The sequence below is a fragment of the Roseibium sp. M-1 genome (genome assembly GCF_054515675.1).
Window position 1 is genome coordinate 2,145,773 of the sequence record NZ_CM137257.1, and the last position, 23,590, is coordinate 2,169,362.

18 protein-coding genes are annotated in these 23,590 nt (G+C 62.4%); 5 read left to right on the plus strand and 13 right to left on the minus strand.

Going from position 1 to position 23,590, the window contains the following annotated elements:
• Nucleotides 1-226 precede the first annotated feature (226 nt).
• The 3 genes from ACX3M4_RS09730 to ACX3M4_RS09740 form a co-directional block, all read right to left on the minus strand.
• Entirely contained in the window at nt 227-1,318 is a 1,092-nt protein-coding gene (locus ACX3M4_RS09730) for an ABC transporter substrate-binding protein (RefSeq protein ID WP_459358381.1), read from the minus strand.
• A gap of 195 nt (nt 1,319-1,513) precedes the next feature.
• The gene (locus tag ACX3M4_RS09735) at nt 1,514-2,164 is read right to left on the minus strand and encodes a TetR family transcriptional regulator C-terminal domain-containing protein (protein WP_459359404.1); all 651 of its coding nucleotides are present in this window, start codon (nt 2,162-2,164) and stop codon (nt 1,514-1,516) included.
• 6 nt (nt 2,165-2,170) lie between these two features.
• Nucleotides 2,171-2,983: a methyltransferase domain-containing protein gene (locus tag ACX3M4_RS09740; protein WP_459358382.1), complete on the minus strand. Its 813-nt coding sequence runs from the start codon at nt 2,981-2,983 to the stop codon at nt 2,171-2,173.
• Nucleotides 2,984-3,161: 178 nt separating this feature from the next.
• Here ACX3M4_RS09740 and ACX3M4_RS09745 point away from each other — a divergent pair, with 178 nt between their 5' ends.
• The 4 genes from ACX3M4_RS09745 to ACX3M4_RS09760 are packed head-to-tail and all read left to right on the plus strand — an operon-like array spanning nt 3,162 to nt 7,864.
• Complete coding sequence (locus ACX3M4_RS09745; protein ID WP_459358383.1) at nt 3,162-4,781, plus strand: phytoene desaturase family protein; 1,620 nt, start codon at nt 3,162-3,164, stop codon at nt 4,779-4,781.
• Entirely contained in the window at nt 4,768-6,330 is a 1,563-nt protein-coding gene (locus ACX3M4_RS09750; protein WP_459358384.1) for a phytoene desaturase family protein, read from the plus strand. The genes ACX3M4_RS09745 and ACX3M4_RS09750 overlap by 14 nt, the downstream gene beginning before the upstream one ends.
• A 2-nt stretch (nt 6,331-6,332) precedes the next feature.
• Nucleotides 6,333-7,571: an aminomethyltransferase family protein gene (locus ACX3M4_RS09755; protein ID WP_459358385.1), complete on the plus strand. Its 1,239-nt coding sequence runs from the start codon at nt 6,333-6,335 to the stop codon at nt 7,569-7,571.
• Nucleotides 7,571-7,864 (plus strand): hypothetical protein, encoded by a 294-nt coding sequence (locus ACX3M4_RS09760; RefSeq protein ID WP_459358386.1) that lies wholly within the window; start codon nt 7,571-7,573, stop codon nt 7,862-7,864. The genes ACX3M4_RS09755 and ACX3M4_RS09760 overlap by 1 nt, the downstream gene beginning before the upstream one ends.
• A 75-nt stretch (nt 7,865-7,939) precedes the next feature.
• Here ACX3M4_RS09760 and aptA read toward each other — a convergent pair whose 3' ends face one another.
• Nucleotides 7,940-9,277 carry an omega-aminotransferase AptA gene (gene aptA, locus ACX3M4_RS09765; RefSeq protein WP_459358387.1) on the minus strand — a complete coding sequence of 446 codons (1,338 nt, stop codon included), beginning with the start codon at nt 9,275-9,277 and terminating at the stop codon, nt 7,940-7,942.
• A 144-nt stretch (nt 9,278-9,421) separates the two neighbouring features.
• Here aptA and ACX3M4_RS09770 point away from each other — a divergent pair, with 144 nt between their 5' ends.
• The gene (locus tag ACX3M4_RS09770; protein ID WP_459358388.1) at nt 9,422-9,970 is read left to right on the plus strand and encodes a cupin domain-containing protein; all 549 of its coding nucleotides are present in this window, start codon (nt 9,422-9,424) and stop codon (nt 9,968-9,970) included.
• A 111-nt stretch (nt 9,971-10,081) separates the two neighbouring features.
• Here the strand turns inward: ACX3M4_RS09770 and ACX3M4_RS09775 are convergent, their stop codons facing one another.
• The 9 genes from ACX3M4_RS09775 to ACX3M4_RS09815 all read right to left on the minus strand — a co-directional run bounded on the left by ACX3M4_RS09775 (nt 10,082) and on the right by ACX3M4_RS09815 (nt 23,559).
• Entirely contained in the window at nt 10,082-11,872 is a 1,791-nt protein-coding gene (locus ACX3M4_RS09775) for a tetratricopeptide repeat protein (protein WP_459358389.1), read from the minus strand.
• 19 nt (nt 11,873-11,891) lie between these two features.
• Nucleotides 11,892-12,845 (minus strand): hypothetical protein, encoded by a 954-nt coding sequence (locus tag ACX3M4_RS09780; RefSeq protein WP_459358390.1) that lies wholly within the window; start codon nt 12,843-12,845, stop codon nt 11,892-11,894.
• A 52-nt stretch (nt 12,846-12,897) separates the two neighbouring features.
• Entirely contained in the window at nt 12,898-13,290 is a 393-nt protein-coding gene (locus ACX3M4_RS09785) for a DUF4150 domain-containing protein (RefSeq protein ID WP_459358391.1), read from the minus strand.
• Between the two features lie 20 nt (nt 13,291-13,310).
• Entirely contained in the window at nt 13,311-14,381 is a 1,071-nt protein-coding gene (locus ACX3M4_RS09790; RefSeq protein ID WP_459358392.1) for a pentapeptide repeat-containing protein, read from the minus strand.
• Nucleotides 14,378-17,365 (minus strand): DUF2169 domain-containing protein, encoded by a 2,988-nt coding sequence (locus tag ACX3M4_RS09795; RefSeq protein ID WP_459358393.1) that lies wholly within the window; start codon nt 17,363-17,365, stop codon nt 14,378-14,380. Before ACX3M4_RS09795 ends, ACX3M4_RS09790 begins: the two co-directional genes overlap by 4 nt.
• 53 nt (nt 17,366-17,418) lie before the next feature.
• A complete protein-coding gene (locus tag ACX3M4_RS09800) occupies nt 17,419-18,123 on the minus strand; it encodes a DUF3540 domain-containing protein (protein ID WP_459358394.1) in 705 nt (234 codons plus the stop codon).
• A gap of 296 nt (nt 18,124-18,419) precedes the next feature.
• Entirely contained in the window at nt 18,420-19,136 is a 717-nt protein-coding gene (locus tag ACX3M4_RS09805; RefSeq protein WP_459358395.1) for a FadR/GntR family transcriptional regulator, read from the minus strand.
• 126 nt (nt 19,137-19,262) lie between these two features.
• Nucleotides 19,263-20,177: a response regulator gene (locus ACX3M4_RS09810; protein ID WP_459358396.1), complete on the minus strand. Its 915-nt coding sequence runs from the start codon at nt 20,175-20,177 to the stop codon at nt 19,263-19,265.
• Nucleotides 20,170-23,559, minus strand: a complete 3,390-nt coding sequence (locus ACX3M4_RS09815) for a hybrid sensor histidine kinase/response regulator (RefSeq protein ID WP_459358397.1) — start codon at nt 23,557-23,559, stop codon at nt 20,170-20,172. The genes ACX3M4_RS09810 and ACX3M4_RS09815 overlap by 8 nt, the downstream gene beginning before the upstream one ends.
• Between the last annotated feature and the right edge of the window lie 31 nt (nt 23,560-23,590).

Genomic DNA, 23,590 nt, shown 5'->3' on the forward strand with positions numbered 1-23,590 from the left:
AGGCCCCGGGTCTCGCTCCGCTCGCCCGGGGTGACACCGAGTGCCGTCCGAAGGCTTAAAGCGTGTCGCGTTCATTTGAATTCGCGTGACCCGCTTTATCGCCTTTTTGACGCACGTCTTATTGCGAAAAACCGAAATCCACTTTTTCGCGACGTGCTCTCATAAAATGAGCCGCTTCCCAAACAATCAAAAAAGCAGGCCGGGCATTGCTGCCCGGCCCTCATCCTCAATAGCCGGCTTTGATCTTTTCCCACTCGGCGATCATCTTCGCTTTCAGTTCGTTCGGCAGCGGCGACTGGAACAGGGTGTTGTCGACAAACTGGTCGACATCGCCATAACCGCTGGCCTCAAGATCGGCCTGCGGGATCGCCTTCATGCCGGCACCGTTGCCGTGGCCGTAGCCCCAGGATGTGACGATGTAGTTGGAAACCTCCGGCGCGTTCACCGCGCTGAGGAAGTCATAGATCTTTTCGTCGTCCGCCTGCGCGTCCTTCAGCTTGACGTAGCCGCAGACCCAGGTCGACAGACCCTCGTCCGTATCCTTCTTGGCCTTGATCGGCATGCCTTCGGAGGACAGGGTCGTCGATGTCTCGTTCCAGGCCCAGGCGATATCGACCTCGCCGCCACCGAAAGCCTGCGCAAGTTCGGTGCCGTCGGACCAGTAGAGCCGGACATTGGGATGAACCTGCCGCAGGAAGGCGGTTGCCTCCTCGAATTTCGCATCGTCCATCTGCGACCAGTCCTTCATGCCGATGGCGAGGCTGGCGAGCGCAAAGGCATCGTCGACATTTCCGGCCATGGCAACACGGCCCTTGAATTTCGGATCGGCAAAGGCTTTCAGCGACTGGATGTCCTTGGCATCGACGGTGTCTGCATTATAGGTCATCAGCGTGTTGCCCCAGTCGAAGGGCAGGAACCAGACGGTGCCGTCTGCCGTCGACACCAGGTCCTTCATCGACTTCAGGCCGGGCAGCATGTCGTCGAAACCGGCGATCTTGCTGGGGTCGAGCGGGGCCAGCAGGCCGGCGTCGCGCCATTTCACCACGGACTGCGAACAGGGATGGGAGAGGTCGGGCACGAAACCGGCCTGCATCTTGGCGAAAGCCTCGTCCTCGTCGGCGAAGAAGGTGAAGGTCGGCGAATCGCCGTGCTTTTCGGTATAGGCGGGGTGGAACTCGGGATCCTCGTAACCCGCCCAGTCAAAAACGGTCAGCGAGGAATCGGCTGCAAAGGCGCTCTGGCTCGCCCCGGCAAGAAGGGCCGTGCCGACGAGAAGGCCTGTGACAATCCTCCGGGTTGAAGTCGTATTGTGTTTCATTTTGTTTCCCCTGGTCAGGCCGGCCGGAACCGGCAATGCCCTGCCGGAGCCGGGCCGATGGTCCGCAAAGCCGGCCTGGAAGGTGCCGGCTTTCCTAAAAGTCCGCAGGCGGCCGGCCTTTTGCCGAACCGGTCCGTCCTGCCGATCTCCGTCGGCACGATCCGGTCGTCAGGGGAGCGGCAGCCAGGCTGCGGCTCAGAGAACGGCCGGAAAGTGCTTCGGGAAACTCACCTGCAGCAAGGCCTCCGCCGTTGCCCGCGCGCTGTCGCGGGTCGGTGCCTCGCCGCCCATCATCAGGCGGAGCCAGAGACCTTCCATCGTCGCGCCGATCGCCATGGCGATCGTCTCCGCGTTGATGGGATAGCCTCCGTCCGCAATCAATTGCCTGCACAGATCCGTAATGACCTGCTGATAGGCCTCGTCGCGTGATCCGCACAGCGACTGGTAGGTCGGCCGCGACTTGGCCTCGCCCCAGAAGGCGCACCAGGCCGCCAGCTTGCGCTTGGTGCAGATCTTGCGGTCGAAATCGGCCCTGACGAGCGCCAGGAGCTGGTCGGCGGGTTTGTTGCCCGCCTTGGAAATGGCCGCGCGCCAATGGCCGGCATATTCGTCCGCCATGTATTGCAGCGTTGCAACCAGCAGCTTGTCTTTGCTTTCAAAATGGAAATTGACGATGCCGCGCGACAGGCCCGCACCTTCCGAGACGTCCGCCATGGTTGTCTCGGCAAAACCCCGTTTCGCCAGGCTGTCGATGGTCGCCTCGATCAGCTGCAGACGGCGCGTCTCCTTCGAGGCCTTGCGTCCCCGCTTCGCCGGCGCCTGACCACCGTCCTTTTCCTGTTTCATATCCACCTACGTGTCCCCTCGCCGCGGGTCCCCTTCCGGACCCGGCTTCCATGCACGCAGATGGGTAGGCCTATGTTCCCCGCTGTCAAGCACCTTGACCATGGCCGACCATGTCCGGATGTTCTTTTTCACGTAGTCCGCGCCGACCGCTGCAGCCGCAACGTCAAACAGCGGTCCCTGCAGGCGCTCCAGTTCCGTGCGCCCGACTTCCCGGTACCAGCCGTTGCGGTCGGTCAGCGAGACATCCTCGAAGCCAGCCTCTTCCAGCGCCTTGCGATAGCGGTCGGGCGAGGCCATGCCAAAGCTCAGACCTTCGGCCTCAAGATAGTCGCGCATGTCTTGGGACGGCTCGCCGTCGTGAGATGTCAGCCAGTCGCTGGCCGCCAGGCAGCCGCCCGGTTTCAGGACGCGGAAGAGATCGGCAAAGAGCGCTTCCTTGTCCGGAATGTGGATCATCGCATCCTTGGAAAAGACGACGTCGAAGCTTTCATCGGCAAAGGGAAGCGGACCGGGTGAAACCTGCTCGATCCGGACTTTTCCGGAGAGACCGGCCTTTTCGGCGCCCGCCCGCGCCACTTCGACGACCGGAGCCTCGACATCGATCCCGACAACTTCGCCGGCCCCGTGATCCTTAGCCAGATAGACCGAGATGCCGCCGGCGCCGCAGCCGAGATCCAGAACACGCTTGCCGGAGAGCGACAGACCGGCGAGCACGCGGTCCACTTCCTCCGGCCCGCCCGGCGAAAGATAGCCCTCGCCCCAGACCGCTTCCAGGAAGCGGATGGCAGGGAGATCGTATTCGGGTTGCGCCTCTGTCATTTTTTCGTCCGTCATTTCCACGGCTTGCACAGGCTAAAAGCTAACACACAAATGAAAAATTCCAAGTGCATTTGTTGAATGTTCATTCAATATCTGGACAAGACCCCTTCCTCTGTGCATCCTTTTGGGGAAGAGGAGCCGCTGAGTGCGGCCGGCTGCCAATGGAGGAGCATGCAGCATGTCGACATACGACGCCATCGTCATCGGCGCGGGACACAACGGCCTGGTCAATGCCTGCTACCTGCAGCGGGCCGGGCTGAATGTGCTGGTGGTGGAAAAGAACGACTGGATCGGCGGCGCCGCTGTCAGCCGGGAACTGACGCCAAACTATCTCTATTCCAACTGCTCCTATGTCTGCAGCCTGTTCCGCCCGGAAATCATGCGCGATCTGGAGCTGCCGCGATTCGGCCTGCAAGTCGTGCCGTATGAAGGCGGCGCCGTCTTCACCCAGGACGGCGACTACCTTGCCGCCTATCACGACCATCACGCCCACCGGCGAGACTTTGCCCGCTTTTCCAAGAAGGACGCGGAAAACTACGACCGCTATGCCCGCGACGTCACCCGCCAGTGCCGCTTCATCCAGCCGCTCTTGATGCGCACCGCGCCGGACCCGGCAAGCTTCCGCCCGCGCGACCTCGGCGAGCTTCTTTATCTCGGCCGCAAGTTCGGTGAGCTGTCGGCGGAAGAGCTGGCGTTGACTGTCCGCTTCTGGACCATGTCGATCTCCGACTTCCTGGACGAATATTTCGAGACGGATGTCATCAAGGCCTTCCTTGCCATTTCCGGCATCATCGGCACCGCCCTCGGGCCCATGTCGCCCGGCACCGCCTATGTGCTGCTGCATCACTATATGGGTGAGGTCGATGGCTCGGTCGGCGCCTGGGGCTTTGCCCGCGGCGGCATGGGCGCAATCACCAAGGCCCTTGCAGACTCCTTGCGCGCATCCGGCGGCACGATCCGCACGGAAGCGGAAGTCGACCGGGTGCTGATCCAGGGTGGCAAAGCCGCCGGCGTGGTGCTGGCGAACGGTGAAGAGATCCACGCCAGGCGCGTCGTCTCCAACGCCGACGTCAAACGCACCTTCCTGAAATTTGTCGAGGAGAAGGAGCTTCCGGACAGCTTCGTCAAGAGCGTCAGGAACTTCAAGATGCGCGGTTCCTCCGGCAAGGTGAACATCGCGCTCGATTCCATGCCCGAGTTTCCGGCCCTGCCGAAGAACTCCCCCTGCCTGCAGGGCGATCTCCATTTCACCGACACGATCGAGCGGATGGAGCGGGCCTATGACGACTGGAAGGAAGGCCGCTGGTCGGCCGATCCGATGCTGGACGTCGTCATTCCGACCACCCTCGACCCGACCATGGCGCCTCCCGGCAAGCACTTCATGAGCTGCTTCTCGCAATATTGCCCGCCGAAGGTTGAGGGCCGCGAGTGGACCGATGCCGACCGGGACGCCTTCGCCGAAACGGTGATCGGCCAGATCGCCAGTTACTCCCCCGGCTTCCGCGACCGGATCGTGCATATGGAAGTGCGCACCCCGCGCGAGATCGAGAACGAGGTCGGCCTGACGGAAGGCAACATCTTCCAGGGCGAACTCACCTTCGACCAGCTTCTGTTCAACCGTCCGGTCCCCGGCTATGCCCAGTACCGCTCACCGGTCCAGGGTCTTTATCTGTGCGGATCCTCGACGCATCCCGGTGGCGGCGTCATGGGAGCGCCCGGACGCAACGCCGCCAGGGAAATCCTGCGCGACCTTTCCCGCCCCGTCAAAGATATGAGCCCGGCCCATGACGTCATCTGATGCTATCGTAATCGGCGGCGGCCACAACGGCCTCATAGCAGCCGCTCTCCTCGCCCGTTCCGGCCGCAAGGTCCAGGTTCTGGAAGCCTCCAAGACCCTTGGCGGCGCCGCGTGTACGGAAGAATTCGCCCCGGGGTTCCACGTCTCGGCGGTCGCACATCTGCTCAACCAGATGCATCCGGAAGTGGTCAAGGCTTTGAAACTTGAAAGCCACGGCCTCAGTTTCGGCCCTGCCGCAGCCCCGACCGTGACCCTGTCTGCAGGCGAGGCTCCGGTCATCCTGCACGGTGGCTATGGCGAACGGCTGGACGGAGTTTCGGCTGCGGAAGCCGCGGCCTGGAAAGAGCTGCGCGCGCTGCTTCTACGCCAGACCGGCATCCTGAAGCGGTTCCTCACCAGTCCGCCACCAAAGATCGGCAAGCTGAACCGCAAGGACATCCTGTCCTTTGGCGGCGCCGGTTTTGCCCTGATGCGTCTCGGACGGGACGAAATGCGCGAGTTCATGCGCATGATCCTGATGAACATCACCGACGTCGCCGACGAGCATCTGAGCGACGACCGTCTGAAGGGCCTGCTCGCCTTTGACGGCACGGTCGGCCACCATCTTGGCCCCCGTTCGCCGACATCCCTGCTCGGGCTTTACTACCGGCTTGCCGGCGAGGCTGCGGGTGTCGCGGGCGCTCAGGTGCTGCCGAAGGGTGGCATGGGCGCTGTCGCGGAGGCGCTGGTCAAGGCGGCAACGGCCGCAGGCGTCGCCTTCCGCACCGGAGCCCCGGTTGGGCGGATCGAGGTCGAGAATGGCCGGGCGTCCAGCGTAGTCCTGGAAGGCGGCGAGACACTGAAGGCGGATATCGTCGTCTCAGCACTCAACCCGAAGACCACCTTCACCGATCTCGTGGATATCAAGGAACTCGATATCGGCTTCGTGCGCAAACTCCGCCACATGCGCATGGCGGGCAATGTCGCGAAACTTCATCTGGCGCTCGACCGGCCTCCCGAGTTCGCGGGCTTGTCGGCCGACTTCCAGACCGGCCGCATGGTTATCGCGCCGAGTTCCGACTATGTCGAACGGGCCTTCAATCCGGCCAAATACGGCGGATTCTCCGAAAATCCGGCAATCGAACTGACCCTGCCGAGCCTCGGCGATCCGTCACTGGCACCCAGCGGGGCCTGTGTCCTCTCGGCCATCGTGCAATATGCGCCCTACCAGCTGCGTGAAGGCTGGGCGAGCGGCAAGGCGAAGTTCATGGAGCGCACGCTCGTGCAGCTTGAAGGCGCCATTCCCGGCATCCGCAAGCTGATCCGCCATGCGGACCTGCTGACGCCCGCCGATATCGAGACCCGCTACCGCATGCCCGGTGGCCATTGGCACCACGGCGAGTTGCAGGCCGACCAGATGTTCGTCTCGCGCCCCATTGCCGGCCATGCCGGATACGACACGCCCGTCGAAGGCCTTTACCTTTGCGGGGCAGGCACCCATCCGGGCGGTGGCATCTCCGGATTGCCCGGACTGAACGCGGCCCGCCACATTCTGACCAGGGAGGCATGACCATGGGATTGATGCGTCCAGCCCTTCTCACCGTTGCCGAACGCAAGGCAGCCCAGGGCCATATCCAGAAAATTAAGTTCGACACGCCCTTCCAGCCCCGCCTCGACGCTTTGATGCAGACCGCCGAATGGTACGACTGGGCCGGCTACCGCGCGCCGCACTCGCTGTGGAGCGAGGAGCTGGAATACTTCGCCATCCGTAGCCAGTCAGCTCTCTTCGACATCTCGCCGATGGTCAAATACCGGATCGAGGGTCCGGATGCTGAGGCCTTCTGCAACCGGCTGACCCTGCGCGACGTCACCAAGCTGAAGCCCGGCCGGGTGCATTACACCGCCTGGTGCGACGACAGCGGCCACGTCCTCGATGACGGCACCCTGTTCCGCTTGAGCGAGACCCGCTTCCGCCTCTGCTGCCAGGAGCGCCACCTGCCCTGGCTTCTGGACGGAGCTTTCGGCTTCAATGTCACGATCTCGGAAGAAACCGAGGAAGTGGCGGGCCTTGCCCTGCAGGGACCGACCACTTGTGCGCTTCTAAAAGCCGCCGGGTTCGCGGGCATCGAGACGATGAAGCCGTTCGACATCCGCGAGTTCGATCATCCGGGCGGCTCCATCACCGTCTCGCGCACCGGCTTTACCGGCGACCTCGGCTACGAGCTTTTTGTCGACACGGCCTGCGCCCTTTCCGTATGGGATCGTCTTTGGGATGCCGGTGGGCCGTACGGCCTGCGCGCCATCGGCTATGCCGCTCTCAATGCCGCCCGTATCGAGGCCGGACTGATCGTCTCCAATGCCGATTTCATCACCGCCGAAACGGCGCTCCGGGCGGACCGGGCGCGTCTGCCCGACGAAATCGGCCTCGACTGGATGGTCGACCTGAAGAAAGGGCCCTTCAACGGCCGCCGCGCCATCGAGGCCGCCCGCCGGGATGGCAAAGCCCGCTACATCCTTGTGGGGCTGGAAATCGAGGGCAACGTTGCAGCGGACCATGCCATCATCTATCACCGCAAGAAGCGTGAGGTCGGCCTCGTCACGGCGGCAGTCTGGTCACCTACCGCCAAGCGCAACATCGCCATTGCCAGTCTGGAACGGCCCTATGGCGATACGATTCTGGACGATCTCTGGGTCGAGATCTATGCCCTGCGCGAGTTGCAGTATACCAAGCTGATGAAACGGGCGAAGGTGGTGGCAAAGCCCTTCGTCAAGCTGGCCCGGCGCACCCAGACGCCGCCCGGAGACTTCTGATGGTCATCGACCAGGACAGCGATTGGAACATGGATCAGGAGGCCGCTGCCGGGGACGAAGAAGCCCTCAATCGCCGCCTGATCCTGACACCGGCAGGCGAGGACTGGTCCGGCCGCACCCGTTATGCCGCCGCCATGTATTTCTACCAGAACGGCCGCATGAGCGCGGAGGTGCTGGAGATCTACCGGATCCTGTCCCGGCAGGACGAGGTCGATCCGGTGGACGTGCTGATCCGGCACCGGATGGGCGAAGACTGGCAGGCTACGCTGAAAGAGTTTCAGGAAATGATTTGAGCCGTCCGCATTCGGACGGCTCAAACAGGAGTGGCAGGAAGCGGGGCATGCCTGGTGGCCGCCCCGGCCAGCGCATCAGGCCGCTTTCGAAAGCACGTCGCCGAGCTTTGAGACAATCTCGCCGATCTGGTCTTCCTCGATGATCAGCGGCGGCGACAGGGCGATGATGTCGCCGGTGACGCGGATCAGGAGCCCCTTGTTGAAACACTCGACAAAGACCTCATAGGCCCTGGCGCCGATGGCTTCCGGCCGGGAGGCGAGTTCGATGCCCGCGACAAGGCCGATCGTGCGGATGTCGATGACGTTCGGCTGTCCCTTCAGGCTGTGAATGGCCTCGTGCCACTTGGCTTCCAGCGCATGTGCACGCGTCAGCAGGCCTTCCTTCTCGTAGATATCAAGTGTTGCGAGACCTGCGGCGCAGGCGACCGGGTGGCCCGAATAGGTGTAGCCGTGGAAGAGCTCGATGGCCGCATCCGGGCCCGTCATCAACGCGTCGTGCACCTGCCGGCGCGCGAACACGGCCCCCATCGGGATGGCACCGTTGGTCAGGCCCTTTGCGGTCGTCACCAGATCCGGCAGGACGCCGAAATGGTCTGTCGCAAAGGGGGAGCCGAGGCGGCCGAAGCCGGTGATGACCTCATCGAAGATCAGAAGTATGCCGTGCTTCGTGCAAATATCCCGCAGCCGCTGCAGGTAGCCCTTCGGCGGGACCAGCACACCGGTGGAACCGGCCACCGGTTCGACGATGCAGGCGGCAATCGTTTCCGCGCCATGCAGGGCCACCAGCCGCTCCAGATCGTCGGCGAGATCGGCGCCGTGTTCGGGCTCGCCCTTGGTGAAGGCGTTCTTTGCAAGGTCATGGGTATGGCGCAGATGGTCGGTGCCCGGCAACTGCGGGAAGACGCGCCGGTTGTTGACGAGGCCGCCGACGGAAATGCCGCCGAAGCCGACGCCGTGATAACCGCGCTCGCGGCCGATCAGGCGGGTGCGCGTGCCCTGGCCGATGGCGCGCTGATAGGCGATCGCGATCTTGAGAGCAGTATCGACCGATTCAGACCCAGACCCGGTGAAGAACACCCTATCCAGCTTCTCGCCCTTTGCCTCCGGCGCATTGGCGGCAAGGCGCTCGGCAAAATCGAAGGCGACCGGATGTCCCATCTGGAACGAAGGCGCATAGTCCATTGTCGAGAGCTGCTGCTCGACTGCCCGGGTGATCTGTTCGCGGCCGTGACCGGCGTTGACGCACCAGAGCCCGGCCGTGCCGTCCAGCACCTGGCGGCCGTCATCGGTGGTGTAATGCATGTCCTCTGCAGCCGTGAACAGGCGCGGCGCGGATTTGAACTGGCGATTGGCCGTGAACGGCATCCAGTAACTGTCGAGAACGGGTGTGTTGGATTTGCTGTGAACGTTCATCGCGGGTCTCCCTAGCGTTTGACGAAGTGTCCTCACGATTTCGATCCGGGAACAAGTCCTTTTCTGATACAGTCTATTCCATTGAAATTAATGATCATCGGTGTCACTGTTTTCGGAATATTCAACATCCTCAACAGGCCGGGCATGACAATCGATATCGGCGGGCGCCTCAGGCATCTGCGCATGGCGCATAATCTTTCGCAGCGGGAGCTGGCAAAACGCAGTGGCGTCACCAATTCGACGATCTCGCTGATTGAATCGAATGCCACCAATCCGTCGGTCGGGGCGCTGAAGCGCATCCTCGACGGCATTCCCATCGGCCTTGCGGAGTTCTTTTCCTTCGAACCGGATAAGCCGAAGAAGGCCTTCTACCAGTCGGAGGAACTTGTCGAGATCGGCAAGGGTGGCATTTCCTTCCGCCAGGTCGGCGACAACCTCTTCGGCCGCAGCCTGCAGATCCTGAAGGAGTGCTATCAGCCGGGTGCGGACACCGGAAAGGTGCTGCTCGTGCACGAGGGCGAAGAAGGCGGGATTGTTCTCTCCGGCCGGCTGGAGGTCACCGTCGGTGACGACCGCAAGATCCTGGGCCCCGGAGACGCTTATTATTTCGAAAGCCACCGGCCGCACAGGTTCCGGTGTGTCGGTCCCAATCCTTGCGAGGTCATCAGCGCCTGCACGCCGCCGACCTTCTAAAGCGTGTCGCATTCATTTGAATTCACATGACCCGCTTTCTCTCTTTTTGACGCACGTCTTGTTGCGAAAACCAGTCCCCACTTTTTCGCGACGTGCTCGAGGAAACCCGCGTCAGACTTTTTCCGGCACCAGGGCCGTCAATTCGGTCCTCAGAACCTGCATTGTCCGGGTCCAGTCCGGGCCTGCAGGTTTAACGATGCGGCGGACCGACGGGTAATGCGTGCTGTCGCCCCCCTCGCCTGCCCAATACCAGTCGTGGTTCTGCTGGAGCAGCGCGAAGGCCTTTTTACCCATTGCACCGGCGATATGCAGCGGAATGCCGTCCGGGCCGATGACCATGTCGAGGCAGGCGACGAGATTGACCAGATCGCCCAGATCCTCGAGCGCAACGCCCGCGTCAAGCGCTTCCGGCCAGGCGCGCAGCTGGTGCCGGGCCTCGTCGAATTGCAGGCTGACGGGAACGACATCCAGACCCGAAAGAGCTTCGTGCAGGTGATCGATCAGCAGTCCCGGCGCGGCCGATTGCCAGAAGATGCCGACCAGAGGCGCTTTGCCCGTCGGCAGAGCCTCACGCCAGACAGCACTCCGGCCCGGATCGGCAGCAAGATAGGGCGCAAAGCCTGTCTTTGCGGGTGCATGAAGCGTGGTCAGGGCCGCAAGATCCGCCGGCAGCAACCCGTCCTTGCGGCCGTCGTCAACGCGGTGGAGTTCAGCGGCATGAGCAAGCCTGCCCCAGATCCTGTCGAGCGAAGATTGCCCTGACAGCGTGACCGGGCCGGATGCCGCCCAGGTGTTCACGAAGCGCATCAGCACCAGTTCGTCGAGCAATGGTGTCCGGACAGGCAGCGCAATCCGGAGCGGACCTTCGAGCGCCTCCGGGCCAAGCCCGCGCCGTTCCGCCCAGGAGGCCCAGCCTTCTTCGGACCGGCCGAGGGCATGGAACGCCTCTTCGCGCAGGCTCCGGACTGTCTCCAGCTCTGCCTGTTCCACAGGCAGCCTGGAACAAAGATCCAGGAGCTGTTGCCAGGCACCCGCCTTCTTCAGGATCTTCAGAAAGCCTATGATCCGGCCGCTGTCCTTCGGTGCCTTGCGCAACCATTTTGCGCAATCCGACAAGGCCGCAGCCACCTCTCCGCGAGTGATCGAGACCTCCGCGGCGCAGAGAACGACCGGCGGAAAGTCTCCGAAGCGGGCCTTGAACCGGTCCATAAGCTTGCCGGCCTCCCTCAAGGACCCCGAGGCCAGATAGATCCGGGCCAGCGCGACGGCGGCATCCGGGTCCTGTGGGGCCTCCAGATGGGCGCGTGCCGCCAGCTCGGCAGCTGCCTGGAAATCGCCTCCGAGCCCTTTCAGATGCGCCAGCGCCGTCAGCGCGCGGACATGATCCGGCTCGACCTCAAGCGCCTTGTCGAGAAGCGCCTTCGCCTCGGCCAGGTTCTGGCGCAAAAGCGCGAGCGAGGACAATGCAACAAGAACGGATGGATCCGCCGGAGAGAGTTTGACCGCCTGAACCAGCCATTTCTGCGCGGAGGGCAAATCGCCCAGCTGCTGGTGGATCTGCCCCAGCAACAACAGCGCAGGCAGGTGTTCCGGATGGGTCTCGGCGGCAGTTTGCAGGTGCTCGAGCGCATCGGCGAGTCGGTTCTCGAAGAGGGCAAGGCTGGCCATGTTTGTCAGGACGACCGGGTCGGCCGGATCCAGATCATAGGCGGCTTGCAGCAGGCGCTTTGCTTCGGGGATGCGGCCGGCCTTCATCTGCAGGGCACCTTTGGCGACCAGCGCGCTCCGGTTCTGCGGATGGCTTTCCAGCACCTGGTCCAGAAGGAAGCCGGCGTCCTCGAACCGGCCCTTCTGGATCAGTTTTTCCGCGGCATTGCATTTTTCAAGCGAAGTCAGGTTCATGGTCACACAGGCCGGAACGTCAGGTGATAATGTTCATGCCGCTCGCGATCTTGATGCCGACGCTGTTGAGCACGGCACTCACGTCCTTGACCTCGGCTTCCTTGGTCGTCACCTCGACGGCGGTATTGGCCACTTCAACCATTGTCTTCTCGATCTTGATGTTGGTGGCGGCGATATCGATGTTGGTGGCTCCAATGCCGATGCCCGTCGCCCCGATCTCGATGCTGGCCACCGAAATGCCCACCAGAAGGGCAATTTCGATCGTCACCGAGAAGGAAATCGCGATCGCGCCGGCAATCTGGAATTCGAAGGAGCCGCCGTAGAATTCTTCGGTATTCCAGCCGCCGAAGCGGCTGTGCGTCGTGCCGGTGGTAACGTCGATGGCGTCCTTGAGCTGGGTTTGCCAGAGACCGGAACTGTCGAGTTCCACATAGTAGCTGCTGCCGACCGTCAACTTCACGCCGCTGTCGCTTTCCGCTTTGACGTGGTTGTTCGACTTCAAGAGGATGTCCTTGGTCGAGCCCGGATCGACGTCGGTGTAACTGCCCGTCGAGATCACGTAGCTTTCGCCGGAATGTCGGCTAAGGCCGGTGGTCTTGACGTCGTTGGTGCCCGAGATGGTCGTGCTGCTGTTGCCGTCGATGGCTTCCGTCAGATTGCCTTCGACATAGATATCGAGGTTGGTCTTGTACTGGTGATAGGCGTCCTCGCCGACGAGGAAGAACAGGCCTCCCGTCGTCTGGATGAGCGCCCCCCTCGCGGCGGCGTCCATGTGGTCGGGCGAGCGCTCGCCCTCCTCGCTGGCATCGTACTGGCCGATCCGCAGAAAGCTGCTGTTGTCCTTCGTGAGCGTGGTTTCGTCCGAGGAGGAGGAGCTTGTATCCGGGATCAGGACCGTCGCGTTCAGCGCTTCGTCCGAATTGCTCTGGGAGACTTCATAGTCGGCATCGTCGACTGTTTCGGAAGAACTCATGACGGTTACCTCTTCAAGCTTTTGCCGCGTCCCTCAAGGACGCGATGGACGGTCAGGACAGGGCCATGAAGGTGAACTGGGCCGGGGTCAGGGTCATGCCCACGGAGTTTATCGAATTCTGCATGGTGGTGCTGGTCAGCCGCGTTGCCGGCGCCACACCCATGAAGACCATGGCCGAACTGGTGACATGCATAGCCTCGCCAATGATCGTGGCGGAGACGATGCCCATCGCCGTCCCCGTCTCGTCACCGCTGGTGATCTCGGTTGTCGTCAGGAGATTGTGGGCGAGGCCGCCCCCGACGAAAACCGTTGCGACATTGGGCACCGCCAGTGTCGATACGGCGATGTTTACGTAGGGTATAGGCACGGTCGCCGGGCCGACGATCGTGTTGCAGACATCCATGAGGCCGAGGCTCATGCATCCGTTCTGATTGTTCACAAACATGGTCCGCTCCCTTCCCTTCCCTAATCGCCGGTCGCGACGGTGCGCGGATTGTAGATCTCTCGGATCAGCCGCTTTTCGTCCGTCTGCCTAATCGCGCCGTGGGCACCGTCGGTCAGGGTCATGTGGACACTGGCATTGTGGAAGTCGGCCAGATGCAGCGCTGTGCGCGTCATATTTGCCCCATCCAGGTTGGCATTCGAGAAATTGGCAATCTTCAGGTCACCGCCGGCAAAGGACGCGCCGCGGCAATCGGCGAGCGCAAATTGCGCCTTCTCGGCTGTCGCTCCCGACAGATCCGCCATGCGCAGATCGCTGCCGCTGAAATTCGCCATGGAGAGCCGCGCACCGTTGAAGCGGGCCTTCTGCAGGTTGGCATTGCAAAAGAGCGCCATGTCGGCAATGGCCTCGGCAAAGGAGCACCCTGCCAACTGGCTGCCCATCAGAAGGCTGCCGCTGAGGTCCGCCCGATCGAAATGGCAGCCTGCCAGATCGGTCTCCATGAAAGTGCATTGCATGACCGGCGTTTCAGAAAAATCGAGGCCGGTCATGTTGCATTTGATGAACATGGCGGACTGGCAGATGACATCCTTGAACGCCGCCTTCGACAAGTCGATGCCGACAAAGACGGTCGCCTCCAGCAGCGCTTCGGAGAGAACAATCCCCGCCGTGCCGCACTCGACCATGGCGCTCTTGAGAAGAGCGGCAGACCCCAGATCCGCTGAACCAAGGGCGCTTTTCAGAAACTGACAGGAAATCAGGTTGCTGCCGGCAAATGTGGCCGAGGACAGCGACGTTTCCACAAAGGAGGACTTTTCGAGACGGCACTCCGAAAGGTTCGCCTTCGACAGGTTGCTCTTGACGAAGACCGCCCGGTCGATCTCCATGCCGCCGAAATCAGCGCCCTCAAGATTGCATTCGGTGAAGACACAGCGCGACAGGTCTGCGCCCCGAAAGCTGGCTCCGGCAAGATTTGTGCGCACGAAAGTACCGCCCGCAAGCGCCATTCCGGAGAGATCCGCACCGGAAAAGTCAGCCTCCAGAACCGGCTCCTCGTAGCGGATGCAATCGCTCAGCTCGTCGAGCGTGATCATACGCGGGCCTCCAGGTTGGTGAATTCCAGATTGGAGCCCGTGAAATCGGCAAAGGCGAGCGATGCTTCGGAGAGGTCCGTCCGGAAGAAGTTGGCGGCCCGGAAATTGGACTTGAAAAGATCCGCCCCGTGGAAGTTCGCCTTCAGAAGATTGGCGCCGAAGAGATCGGCCTTCTGCACCTTGGCGAAGGCAAACATGGAGCCGGTGAAGGATCCGAGCCGCATGTCGGCCCATTTCAGATCGGTGCCGGAAAGATTGCAGTCGGCGAAGATCGCCTTGAAGAAGCCGGCGTTGCGCATGCGGGCATTCTGGAAGCCGCATTTGACCACATGCGCTTCCATGAAATTGACGCCGTTCATGTCGGTCTCGCCGAACCAGCCGCATTCGTCAATCAGGGAGTGGCAGAGATCGCCGTCCCGGAACGTGACATTGGCGAGCGTCACTTTCTTCATCATGGCATCACAGAGGTCCGCCCGGTCGAGCGCACAGGATAGGAAGTTGCTCTTTTCCATCCGGGCATGCCTGGCGTGAAGATCGCTCATGTCGCAGGAGACGAAGGAACAGCTTTCGATCGCTGCGCGCGACAGCTTTGCAGCCGTGAAGGTGCAGTTGATGAAGGTGCAGTTCTTGAAGACTGCGCCGGCGAAATCGGACCCGGAGAAATCGGCTTCGATGACCCGGCAATCCTCGATCCTCGCCTGCCGGAACCCGGCACGACCTGCTTGAACGCCAGAGAGGTTCGCCCTCCGAAGGCGGGCGCCGGAGAAATCGGCTCCCGTCAGAACAGCCCCGGCGAAGACCGTGTCCTCACAGGACGCGCCGCGCAGAACCGCACTGCCAAGGGCACATCGTTCCAGGAAACTTCCGTTGAGATCCGCCCCATCCAGAGGGGCGGACTCCAGGGCGGCACCTGCAAGATCGCGGCCCGCGAGAGATCCTCCCGCCGCCAGGTGATCCCTGACGAATTGCCCGAACCGCGCAGCCGCTTCCGGCCCAAGCGGCTCGAGCGGCGCGACCGGCTGCGCGGCCATGCGACGGGATTCGATCAGCACCGTGTCGACGGTTGCCTGTGTCTCTTCCAGCTTCTGCCGGGCGACCTCTCCAGGCGCCCCTTCAGGCAGATCCACCGGCGTAACTGCCGTGATCGCATTCTTGAGACCCTCTGATTTCGAGCCTTCGCCGCCTGCCAGGCCCGGGAAAGTATCGGCCAGGAATTCCGCAAGCGGATCAGGGTCCGCTGTTGCCGCACCTGCTGCGACATCAACGACATCTCCTGCCGGTGCATCTGCTGCTGCAGGTGCAGACAGCGGTGCATCCGGCATGCGGCCGATCAGGTCCTGCGCGGGTGCAAGCAGGCCGGCGGCAGCACTCTCCTCGAAGCGGAGTTTCGCCGCCTCGAAGGCAACTTGCGGATCCTTTTCCGACAGGGCGGCGATATCCGGTGTCGGTGCCGCTTCAAACTGGGCGAGCAGCCTTTCCAGATCATCCTGGGGGACCAGATCTTCGAAGGCCGGCAGGAAGCCCTTGCCGGTGCCGACCGTGTGCCCGAGTTCCTCCATTTCACCGAGGCTGGCGGGCGCGTCCACCGGGGAGACGACACCGATCTGTTCGACAAGTCCGACAATCTCCGCGCAGGCCATATCGACCTTCAGCTCCGCTTCGCGGCGCAGGTCTTCCGCATCGGAAATAAGGCGGGCGAAATCGACGTCGCCGCGGGCGATATCCTCTTCGCTCGGCAGGACGAAGAGTTTCAGATCTGGTGTCTCCAGCGCAGGCACCAGCGAAGGCGGCAGTCCCTGTTCGGCAAACTGGCGCTCCAGGCGCCATTGACGGCCTTCGATCCAGCGTTCCTGGCGGTCGCGAGCCGCCTCCATCCGTACATCTTCGCGGCGCGCCACCTCTTCCGGATCTTCCACGGGCGACAATTGCCCGTCGGAGAGAAGGTATTTGTGCCCCTCCTCCGGATCGGACCGCAGGCGGTAGACCTCCGAATAATGATCTGCCGGTTTCGGCGCATCCTTCAGCCATTCATAGGCGACCATGACATCGGCAACATCCTGGCCGTCCCGGTCGTCGACCGCCATGACACCGCGGTTGACCACCACGCCTTTCAGCTCCGAACCGAGGATCCACACGGTGTCGGCATGCATGGAAAGCTCGGTCAGCCGGCCCGGTGCACTCGCCAGATTGACGAAGGCACGGGCGCGGACGCCCGGAAGTCTTGATCGCACATCCGGCTGCTCTGCCGACATGCCGACAACCCGGATCGGCTCGCTCCCCTTGAAGAAGCCGGGGAACTGCTGCTCGCGGTGGGCTGCCATGAAATAGCGCGGATCGAAATCCTCCGGCCAGTCGGGCATGCGGTGGGCAACCCAGGCCTTGTCATAGGTTCCGGCCAGCGCAATCCGGGCCGGATCGTCCAGCGGGATCGGGCCGACGACAGCCGCTCCGGGGCTGTCGTCGATCTCGCGGATTTCATGCCCCGCAAGTTCGATGTTGGGCAATGGCACCTGTGCCAGATGACCGAGGAGATTGTCGCCATCGAACCCCTGACCGGCCGGGTTTTCTGCAAAGCCTTCGCCGCCGAAAGCCCGGTCCGGCGTCAACGGCATTTCGGTGAAGGCACGGGGGTCGGTAAAGACCGGCCCGTCGGCCGAAGTTTTCCAGACGCGGTCGCCGAAGACGGAAAGGCGGCGGCTTTTGTCTCCGACCGAAACGGCGACATGCATGGCCCGGACGGGATCCCGCGACATGGCCCGCCCCGCAATGAGAAACTCTCCGAAGGGCTTCGGATAGGCCGCGTCGAAGATTGCCCCCTTCGGCAATTCCTTGGCGACGACCGGCCACATCGCGGTTTCCGCCAGAATATCCGTCGGGTCCAGGAGATCGAACAGGGTGAAGGTCGTCACGATGAAAAGCCCCTTGCCCTTGTGGGGCATGGTTTTGGTCAGGAGACCGAGCCGGAGGGGTTTCATGACGCGCATACGGAATTCCTCAATGGGGACCAGGAGGGCGGGCAGGCTCGTTCAAAGGCCTGTCAGCCCATGGAGATGCGCTTGCCGTCCATGCGGATGTCTTCCTTGGCGACGACGAGCGCCGTTTCGGACTGGCTGAGGGAGACAGTGTCTGCCTGGGTCTGGATGGACCCGGCTCGCAGCTGGTCGGTCTCCACGATCCGGTCGACACGTGTGCGGGCCCTGGTCGTGGTCATGTCATAGGTCTCCAGCCGGCGCTTCGCGTGGCTGACGATCTCCTGCATGGAGGTCAGAAGCTTGCGGCCGACAAGGGCAAGCCTGCCGGCAGTCAGGCTAAGCGTTTCAAAGGCAAGACCGGCCTCCTTGCCGCTTGCTTCGAACTTCTCTGCCACATCGATGCGCAAGGAACCGGCGGCGATAACCATGTCCCGGGCGGTGCCGTCTGCCTTCACCGGCTTGAGCGTCACGCTCTGGCTGCCTTCGTCCGGACGCATCAGAACGTCGGTGATGAAGATGCCTTCGCGCGTCGACATGAGGGCAACGACGTCGGAACATTCCGGGGCGACCAGGCAGGAGACGGCACGTTGCGCGGTCAGGGTCTTGCCGCTTGCAAGAACCTGATACTGACCGCCCACCATCGCGCGGATCTCGCCGGTGGAACGGAACGTCAATGGTTCCAGAAGCACGGACGCATGATCGCCGGCAGCTGCCGGATCGTCAGATGTGCTTTTGGTGAGACAGGCCTCGGCGTTTGTCTGAATTCCCACGTGAGCCTCCTGAAAACCGTCTTGCCTCCGCCCCAGACCCGAACGGCCCAGGAGGAAGGCTGCCAAAAAGGTCAGCGGGCCTTCAATCCACTCGACTGATGGCCGCCAGACTGACCGAATCCCATGTGTAAAAACATCTTAGCAGCGTTCGGTTGAAAGCAGGATGTTTTTGCAGAACGCGTTCGTGGGTCGGTTATATTGACGGAGGGTTATCAAGAGCTTTCGGGAAACAAGACATCTGGACCTAACCCCGGCCGACGCAGCGGCGCTTTGCGGGTGGCCCGTCCCGGCCCGGTTCACGTCCCGGATTTTACCGGGACGTTCAGGCGTGCCGCAGCAGCCCTGATATGGGCGGCCATGGCAGACCGTGCTCGCACCTGGTCGCTCGCCTCGATCGCCTCGAACACTTTCCGGTGTTCGCCCATTGTCAGAGGAACGAGATCGTCCTTCGGGTAGACATCCGAGGTCGCCCGTGCAGTCTCCTTCAGGCGCGCGGAGATATAGCAGATGATGCCGAAGAGATAGGAATTGCCGGCGGCCTTGCCGACTGCCCGGTGAAAGCTTGCATCGGCCTCAAGCCGCTTTTCGTCGAACCTGGTTCGCCCGTGCAATTCGCCGACGGCCGCGGCCATTTCTTCGAGATCGGCGTCGGTTCTGCGCAGGGCCGCCAGGCCAGCCGCCTCGATTTCCAGAATGCCGCGCAATTCGAATAGATCCGCGAAATTGCCGTCCTTGCCGAGAGAGCGGATGTCGACGCGGAAGGTCTCGCGCTCGGAGACCGGTTTGACCACGGCGCCGCGCCCCTGGCGCGACTCGATCACACCGTCCGAGCGAAGACGGGCGATGGCCTCGCGCACCACGTTTCGGCTGACCCCGAATGTTCCCGCGAGGGCGTGCTCGGTCGGCAGCGTGTCGCCCGGCATCAGTTCGCCATCGGAAATCTTGGCCATGATGTCGGCGGCGATCCTGTCGGGCAGAAGCGATGTCCGACGCACTTCCCTGAATTCTGTCATGGGCATGCTCCTCCCTGCCCCGCCTTCATTATACTTTTGATTAATGCATCCATAATTCATGCCCGGATGCTTGTCGAGCCAGCACTCAACTTCCGATTGAATCTAGATCAATTTTTCCCATTGAAATTAAAATGCGTAGATCACTTCGGCCGCGCGGACGGCGGCCGAAGCCCGGTTTTCCACGCCGAGCTTGACGAAAATCTGTTCCAGGTGCTTGTTCACCGTGCGCGGAGAAAGACCCAGGATCTCGCCGATATCCTTGTTGGCCTTGCCCTTGGCGATCCAGATCAGCACCTCGGCCTCCCGCTGTGTCAGGTCGAATTGCTGCTGCAGGGCCCGCACCTGCCCGGCTTCATCCTCAGCCGTCACCCGGAAGAGATTTTCATCAGGACCGACCCGCCCGAGGGGATGGAGATGAACGGCAAGGTCCTCCGAAAGGCCCAGAATGAAGCTCTTGCGCCGATCGCCTGCCGCCGATTGAGGCCCGTCCAGCCAGTCGCCGAGCGCCCTCCCCAACTGGAAGAGGCTCGCCTCCGCCGCACCGGTACGTGCGAGCAGGTTCTGGATCTGCGGGGTCGACCACAAAACGCTGCCTTCCTGCGAGACCGCCACCAGGTGACGGCCGGCGGCATCAAGGGCCACATGGGCGCTCTGCACCGAGCGGGCGTTCTTCAGATGCACCTTAATGCGGGCCTTCAGCTCGTCGACATCGATGGGCTTGGTCAGGAAATCGACGCCGCCGGATTCAAGCGCCTTGACGATGTGTTCGGTCTCGGAAAGCCCGGTCATGAAGATGACGGGGACATGCTGAAGCGCCTGATTTTCCTTGATCTTCCGGCAGGTCTCGAAACCATCGAGCCCGGGCATCACCGCGTCCATCAGGATGGTGTCCGGGGTCACCTTGCCGCAGATCGAAAGCGCCGCCTCGCCACTGGTTGCCACAAGCACCGTAATCCCGGTCTTCTTCAGTGCCTCGGTGACGAAGCCGAGGGTTTCCGGACTGTCGTCCACCACCAGGACGGTATCGCGCCGGTCATCCATCCTGGGCGTCCAGTCCGCTGAGCACGCTGCGGTAGGCTTCGAAGTCGAAGCGGGTGAGATGGGCTTGCAACGTTTCTATCAGCGGTTCGTTCTCCGGTTCCCGGGCAAGTTCGTCCAGCTTGGCCTCGATGCCTTCCACGTAGCCGATATCCGCCAGCGAGATCAGGTCCGCCACATGACTGGCACCCGGCGAGCGCAGGCGGGCCATTGGCTTCGGGTCCGAAGACGCCTCCACCGGCTTTTCCGTCCAGGCAAGGCCCATGTGTTTTTGCAACAGATCGAGCAGCTGGCCGATAACAAAGGGTTTTGCCAGTGTGGCAGTGTGGTGGGCGGGACCATCCGGGCGCAAGGCCTGATCGCCGATATTGGCCGAAAGCATTATGATCGGCGCATTCTCGCCGCGCCCGCGCAATTCCTCCGCCAGCAGCCAGCCGTTCATGCCCGGCATCAGGATATCCACCAGATAGAGATCCGGTTCCAGGGGCAGGACCGTCTCCAGGCAGGCTGCACCGGTCTGCGCCTCCAGCACCGTAAAGCCGAGCGGCTTCAGAATGTCGCTGACAAGGGCCCGGTGATCCTCATTGTCGTCGACGACTGCAATCGTCCGGCGCGCACCTTCATAGCCCCTCACCTGCCGTTCCAGGCGGACGGTGTCCACGGGCCTGTCGACGGCGGCCAACATCAGGCGGACCTCGAAGGAAGCTCCCCTGCCCGGCTCGCTGGCAAGCCCGATGGCCCCGCCCATGGTTTCCGTCAAGAGCTTGGTGATGGTCAGACCGAGGCCGAGCCCCGGCGTCCGTGCCCCGTTTGCCATGCGGCCGCGGCCGAAAGGCTCGAAGATCTTGCCCTGCTCATCAAGCTCTACACCCGGACCGCTGTCGGCAACGACAAAGCTCGCGACCTGGGACCGGTAGCCGACGGTGAGCGACACTTCGCCTTCCTCGGTGAACTTGATCGCATTGGAAAGAAGATTGACCAGGATCTGCCGCAAGCGCTTCTCGTCGGTGCGCACGAACACAGGCAGGTTGGGCGCACGTTCGTAGCGAAAGCCCAAGGCCTTGCCCGAAGCCTGCATCCGGAACATGTCGACGATCTGATCGAGAAATTCGTGGATGTTGATCTCGTTGGAATAGATCTGCAGCCGCCCGGCCTCGATGCGGGAAATATCCAGAAGGCCGTCGATCAGGCCGGAGAGATGCTCGGCGCTCCGCCTGATGGTGCCTATCGCGGGTTTCCGGCCCTTCGGGATGCCGTCGTCCCGCTCCAGCACCTGGGCGTAGCCCATCACCGCATTGAGCGGCGTTCTGAGTTCATGGCTGAGACCGACGACGTAGCGGCTCTTGGCAAGGTTCGCCGCCTCCGCGTTCTCCTTGGCTTTTTGCAGGGCTGCATCGGTAATGCTGTGGGCATCGATTTCCTTCTGCAGCAACGCGTTCTGGCGCGCAGATTCTTCCTCGGCGACCCGGCGGGTATCGTGGGCGAGCACCAGGAACCAGCAGGCGATGCCTGCAACGACGGCAAAGACAAAGAAGATCAACAGAACCGTCTGGCCGATAATGCCTGTCGGATCGCCCAGCCTGCTGGCGGCCTGACCGTGGATGATCCAGAGCATCAGGCCGATCCCCGTGATCGACAGGACCGACGTCAGGGCATATCGCCCGAGCCGCGAACCGAAGAATGCCATCGCGCTGTCCGGCAGAATGCGCCCGGCAACGGTTCCAACCTGATAGGCGACACGGGCCTTCGGCTTGCAGCTGTCGTGGCAGCGCGCGTCGAGCGAGCAGCAGAGCGAACAGATCGGCGCCTGATAGGCCGGGCAATAGGCCATGTCTTCAGGTTCGAACGGGTTCTCGCAGATCGAGCAGGCGATATGGTCCAATGTCTGCCAGCTGCGGCGCGGCTTGCGAGCCAGATAGAAACGGCTCCTGGTGGCGATCGCGATGAGCGGCGCGACGACAAAAGCGATCGCCATCGCAAGGAAGGTCGCAAGGGCGGCCGCGACTTCTCCGAAGGCACCAAAATGGGCTGCGAGCGCCAATCCGGCGGCGGCAAGCATCGCGCCTGTGCCGACCGGGTTGATGTCGTAGAGATGCGCCCGCTTGAACTCGATCCCCGGAGGCGACAGACCGAGCGGCTTGTTGATGAAGAGATCCGCCGAGATCGCTGACAGCCAGGCCATGGCAATGATGGAAAAGACGCCGAGGGTTTCCTCCAGCAGACGGTAGATGCCGAGTTCCATCAGCAGGAGCGCGATGCCGACATTGAACACCAGCCAGACCACGCGGCCGGGATGCGAATGGGTCAGTCGGGAAAAGAAGTTCGACCAGGCGAGCGATCCCGCATAGGCATTCATGACGTTGATCTTCAGCTGCGCCACGACAACGAAGGCGGCCATCAGCAGCAGGACAACGGTCTCGTTCGGGATCATGTAGCCGAAAGCGATCGCATACATGCGCGAGGGTTCATCCGCATGCTCGACCGGCACCCCGTGCGAGAGCACAAGAACCGCCAGGAACGAGCCTGCAATCATCTTCGGTGCACCCAGCACCACCCAGCCGGGACCGGCCAGAAACAGCGCCAGCCGGTGACGGCGGCGGGCGAAATCCTGTGCGGGCAGGAAGCGCAGGAAGTCAACCTGCTCACCGATCTGGGCCATCAGGGCCAGGATGACAGCGGAGGCCGCGCCAAAACTCACCAGATTGATGCTCTCCCAGCCGCCCGGTGTAGCCTTCGGAGCTTCCGTCAGTGGGTCGATGCCGGAAAAGCTCAGCCACTCCCCGACAGCATGCCAGTCCGTAAAGGCAATAAAGACGAAAGGCAGGATGTTGAGGATGATCCAGAAGGGCTGGGTGGCGAGCTGAAAGCGGCTGATCCAGGTGATGCCGTGCGTGACCAGCGGTATGACGGCAACGGCACTGATGACATAGCCCAGCCAGAGTGGCACGCCGAAAGCGAACTCCAGCGCGCTCGACATGATCGAGGCTTCGATGGCGAAGAGAATGAAAGTGAAGCTGGCATAGATCAGCGAAGTGACGGTTGAGCCGATATAGCCGAAACCGGCCCCCCTGGTCAGGAGATCGATGTCGACGCCGTAACGCATGGCGTATCGGCTGATCGGCAGGCCGACGATGAGCAGAACCACGCTACCGACGAGAATCGCGAGAAACGCATTTGCCGTGCCGTGGGACAGCGTAATCGCGCCGCCGATTGCTTCCAGCGCCAGGAACGAGATGGCACCGATGGCGGTTTGCGAGATCGCGCGGGAGGAGAAGCGTCGCGCGCTCTTGGCTGTGAAGCGCAGCGCGTAATCTTCCAGGGTCTGGTTGTTGACCCACTTGTTGTACTGGCGCCGGACCGGCAGGATACGCTGACGGGCCCTCACCTGCCCGCCCTCAGCGGAGCACAGATTGCCC

What these genes read in the sequence shown, in the direction of transcription:
- ACX3M4_RS09755 (WP_459358385.1), top strand. Translation starts at nt 6,333, where the DNA reads ATGGGATTGATGCGTCCAGCCCTTCTCACCGTTGCCGAACGCAAGGCA.
- ACX3M4_RS09740 (WP_459358382.1), bottom strand. Translation starts at nt 2,983, where the DNA reads ATGACAGAGGCGCAACCCGAATACGATCTCCCTGCCATCCGCTTCCTG.
- ACX3M4_RS09780 (WP_459358390.1), bottom strand. Translation starts at nt 12,845, where the DNA reads ATGAGTTCTTCCGAAACAGTCGACGATGCCGACTATGAAGTCTCCCAG.
- ACX3M4_RS09745 (WP_459358383.1), top strand. Translation starts at nt 3,162, where the DNA reads ATGTCGACATACGACGCCATCGTCATCGGCGCGGGACACAACGGCCTG.
- ACX3M4_RS09775 (WP_459358389.1), bottom strand. Translation starts at nt 11,872, where the DNA reads ATGAACCTGACTTCGCTTGAAAAATGCAATGCCGCGGAAAAACTGATC.
- ACX3M4_RS09760 (WP_459358386.1), top strand. Translation starts at nt 7,571, where the DNA reads ATGGTCATCGACCAGGACAGCGATTGGAACATGGATCAGGAGGCCGCT.
- ACX3M4_RS09805 (WP_459358395.1), bottom strand. Translation starts at nt 19,136, where the DNA reads ATGACAGAATTCAGGGAAGTGCGTCGGACATCGCTTCTGCCCGACAGG.
- ACX3M4_RS09785 (WP_459358391.1), bottom strand. Translation starts at nt 13,290, where the DNA reads ATGTTTGTGAACAATCAGAACGGATGCATGAGCCTCGGCCTCATGGAT.
- ACX3M4_RS09770 (WP_459358388.1), top strand. Translation starts at nt 9,422, where the DNA reads ATGACAATCGATATCGGCGGGCGCCTCAGGCATCTGCGCATGGCGCAT.
- ACX3M4_RS09810 (WP_459358396.1), bottom strand. Translation starts at nt 20,177, where the DNA reads ATGGATGACCGGCGCGATACCGTCCTGGTGGTGGACGACAGTCCGGAA.
- ACX3M4_RS09730 (WP_459358381.1), bottom strand. Translation starts at nt 1,318, where the DNA reads ATGAAACACAATACGACTTCAACCCGGAGGATTGTCACAGGCCTTCTC.
- ACX3M4_RS09735 (WP_459359404.1), bottom strand. Translation starts at nt 2,164, where the DNA reads ATGAAACAGGAAAAGGACGGTGGTCAGGCGCCGGCGAAGCGGGGACGC.
- ACX3M4_RS09790 (WP_459358392.1), bottom strand. Translation starts at nt 14,381, where the DNA reads ATGATCACGCTCGACGAGCTGAGCGATTGCATCCGCTACGAGGAGCCG.
- ACX3M4_RS09795 (WP_459358393.1), bottom strand. Translation starts at nt 17,365, where the DNA reads ATGCGCGTCATGAAACCCCTCCGGCTCGGTCTCCTGACCAAAACCATG.
- ACX3M4_RS09750 (WP_459358384.1), top strand. Translation starts at nt 4,768, where the DNA reads ATGACGTCATCTGATGCTATCGTAATCGGCGGCGGCCACAACGGCCTC.
- aptA (WP_459358387.1), bottom strand. Translation starts at nt 9,277, where the DNA reads ATGAACGTTCACAGCAAATCCAACACACCCGTTCTCGACAGTTACTGG.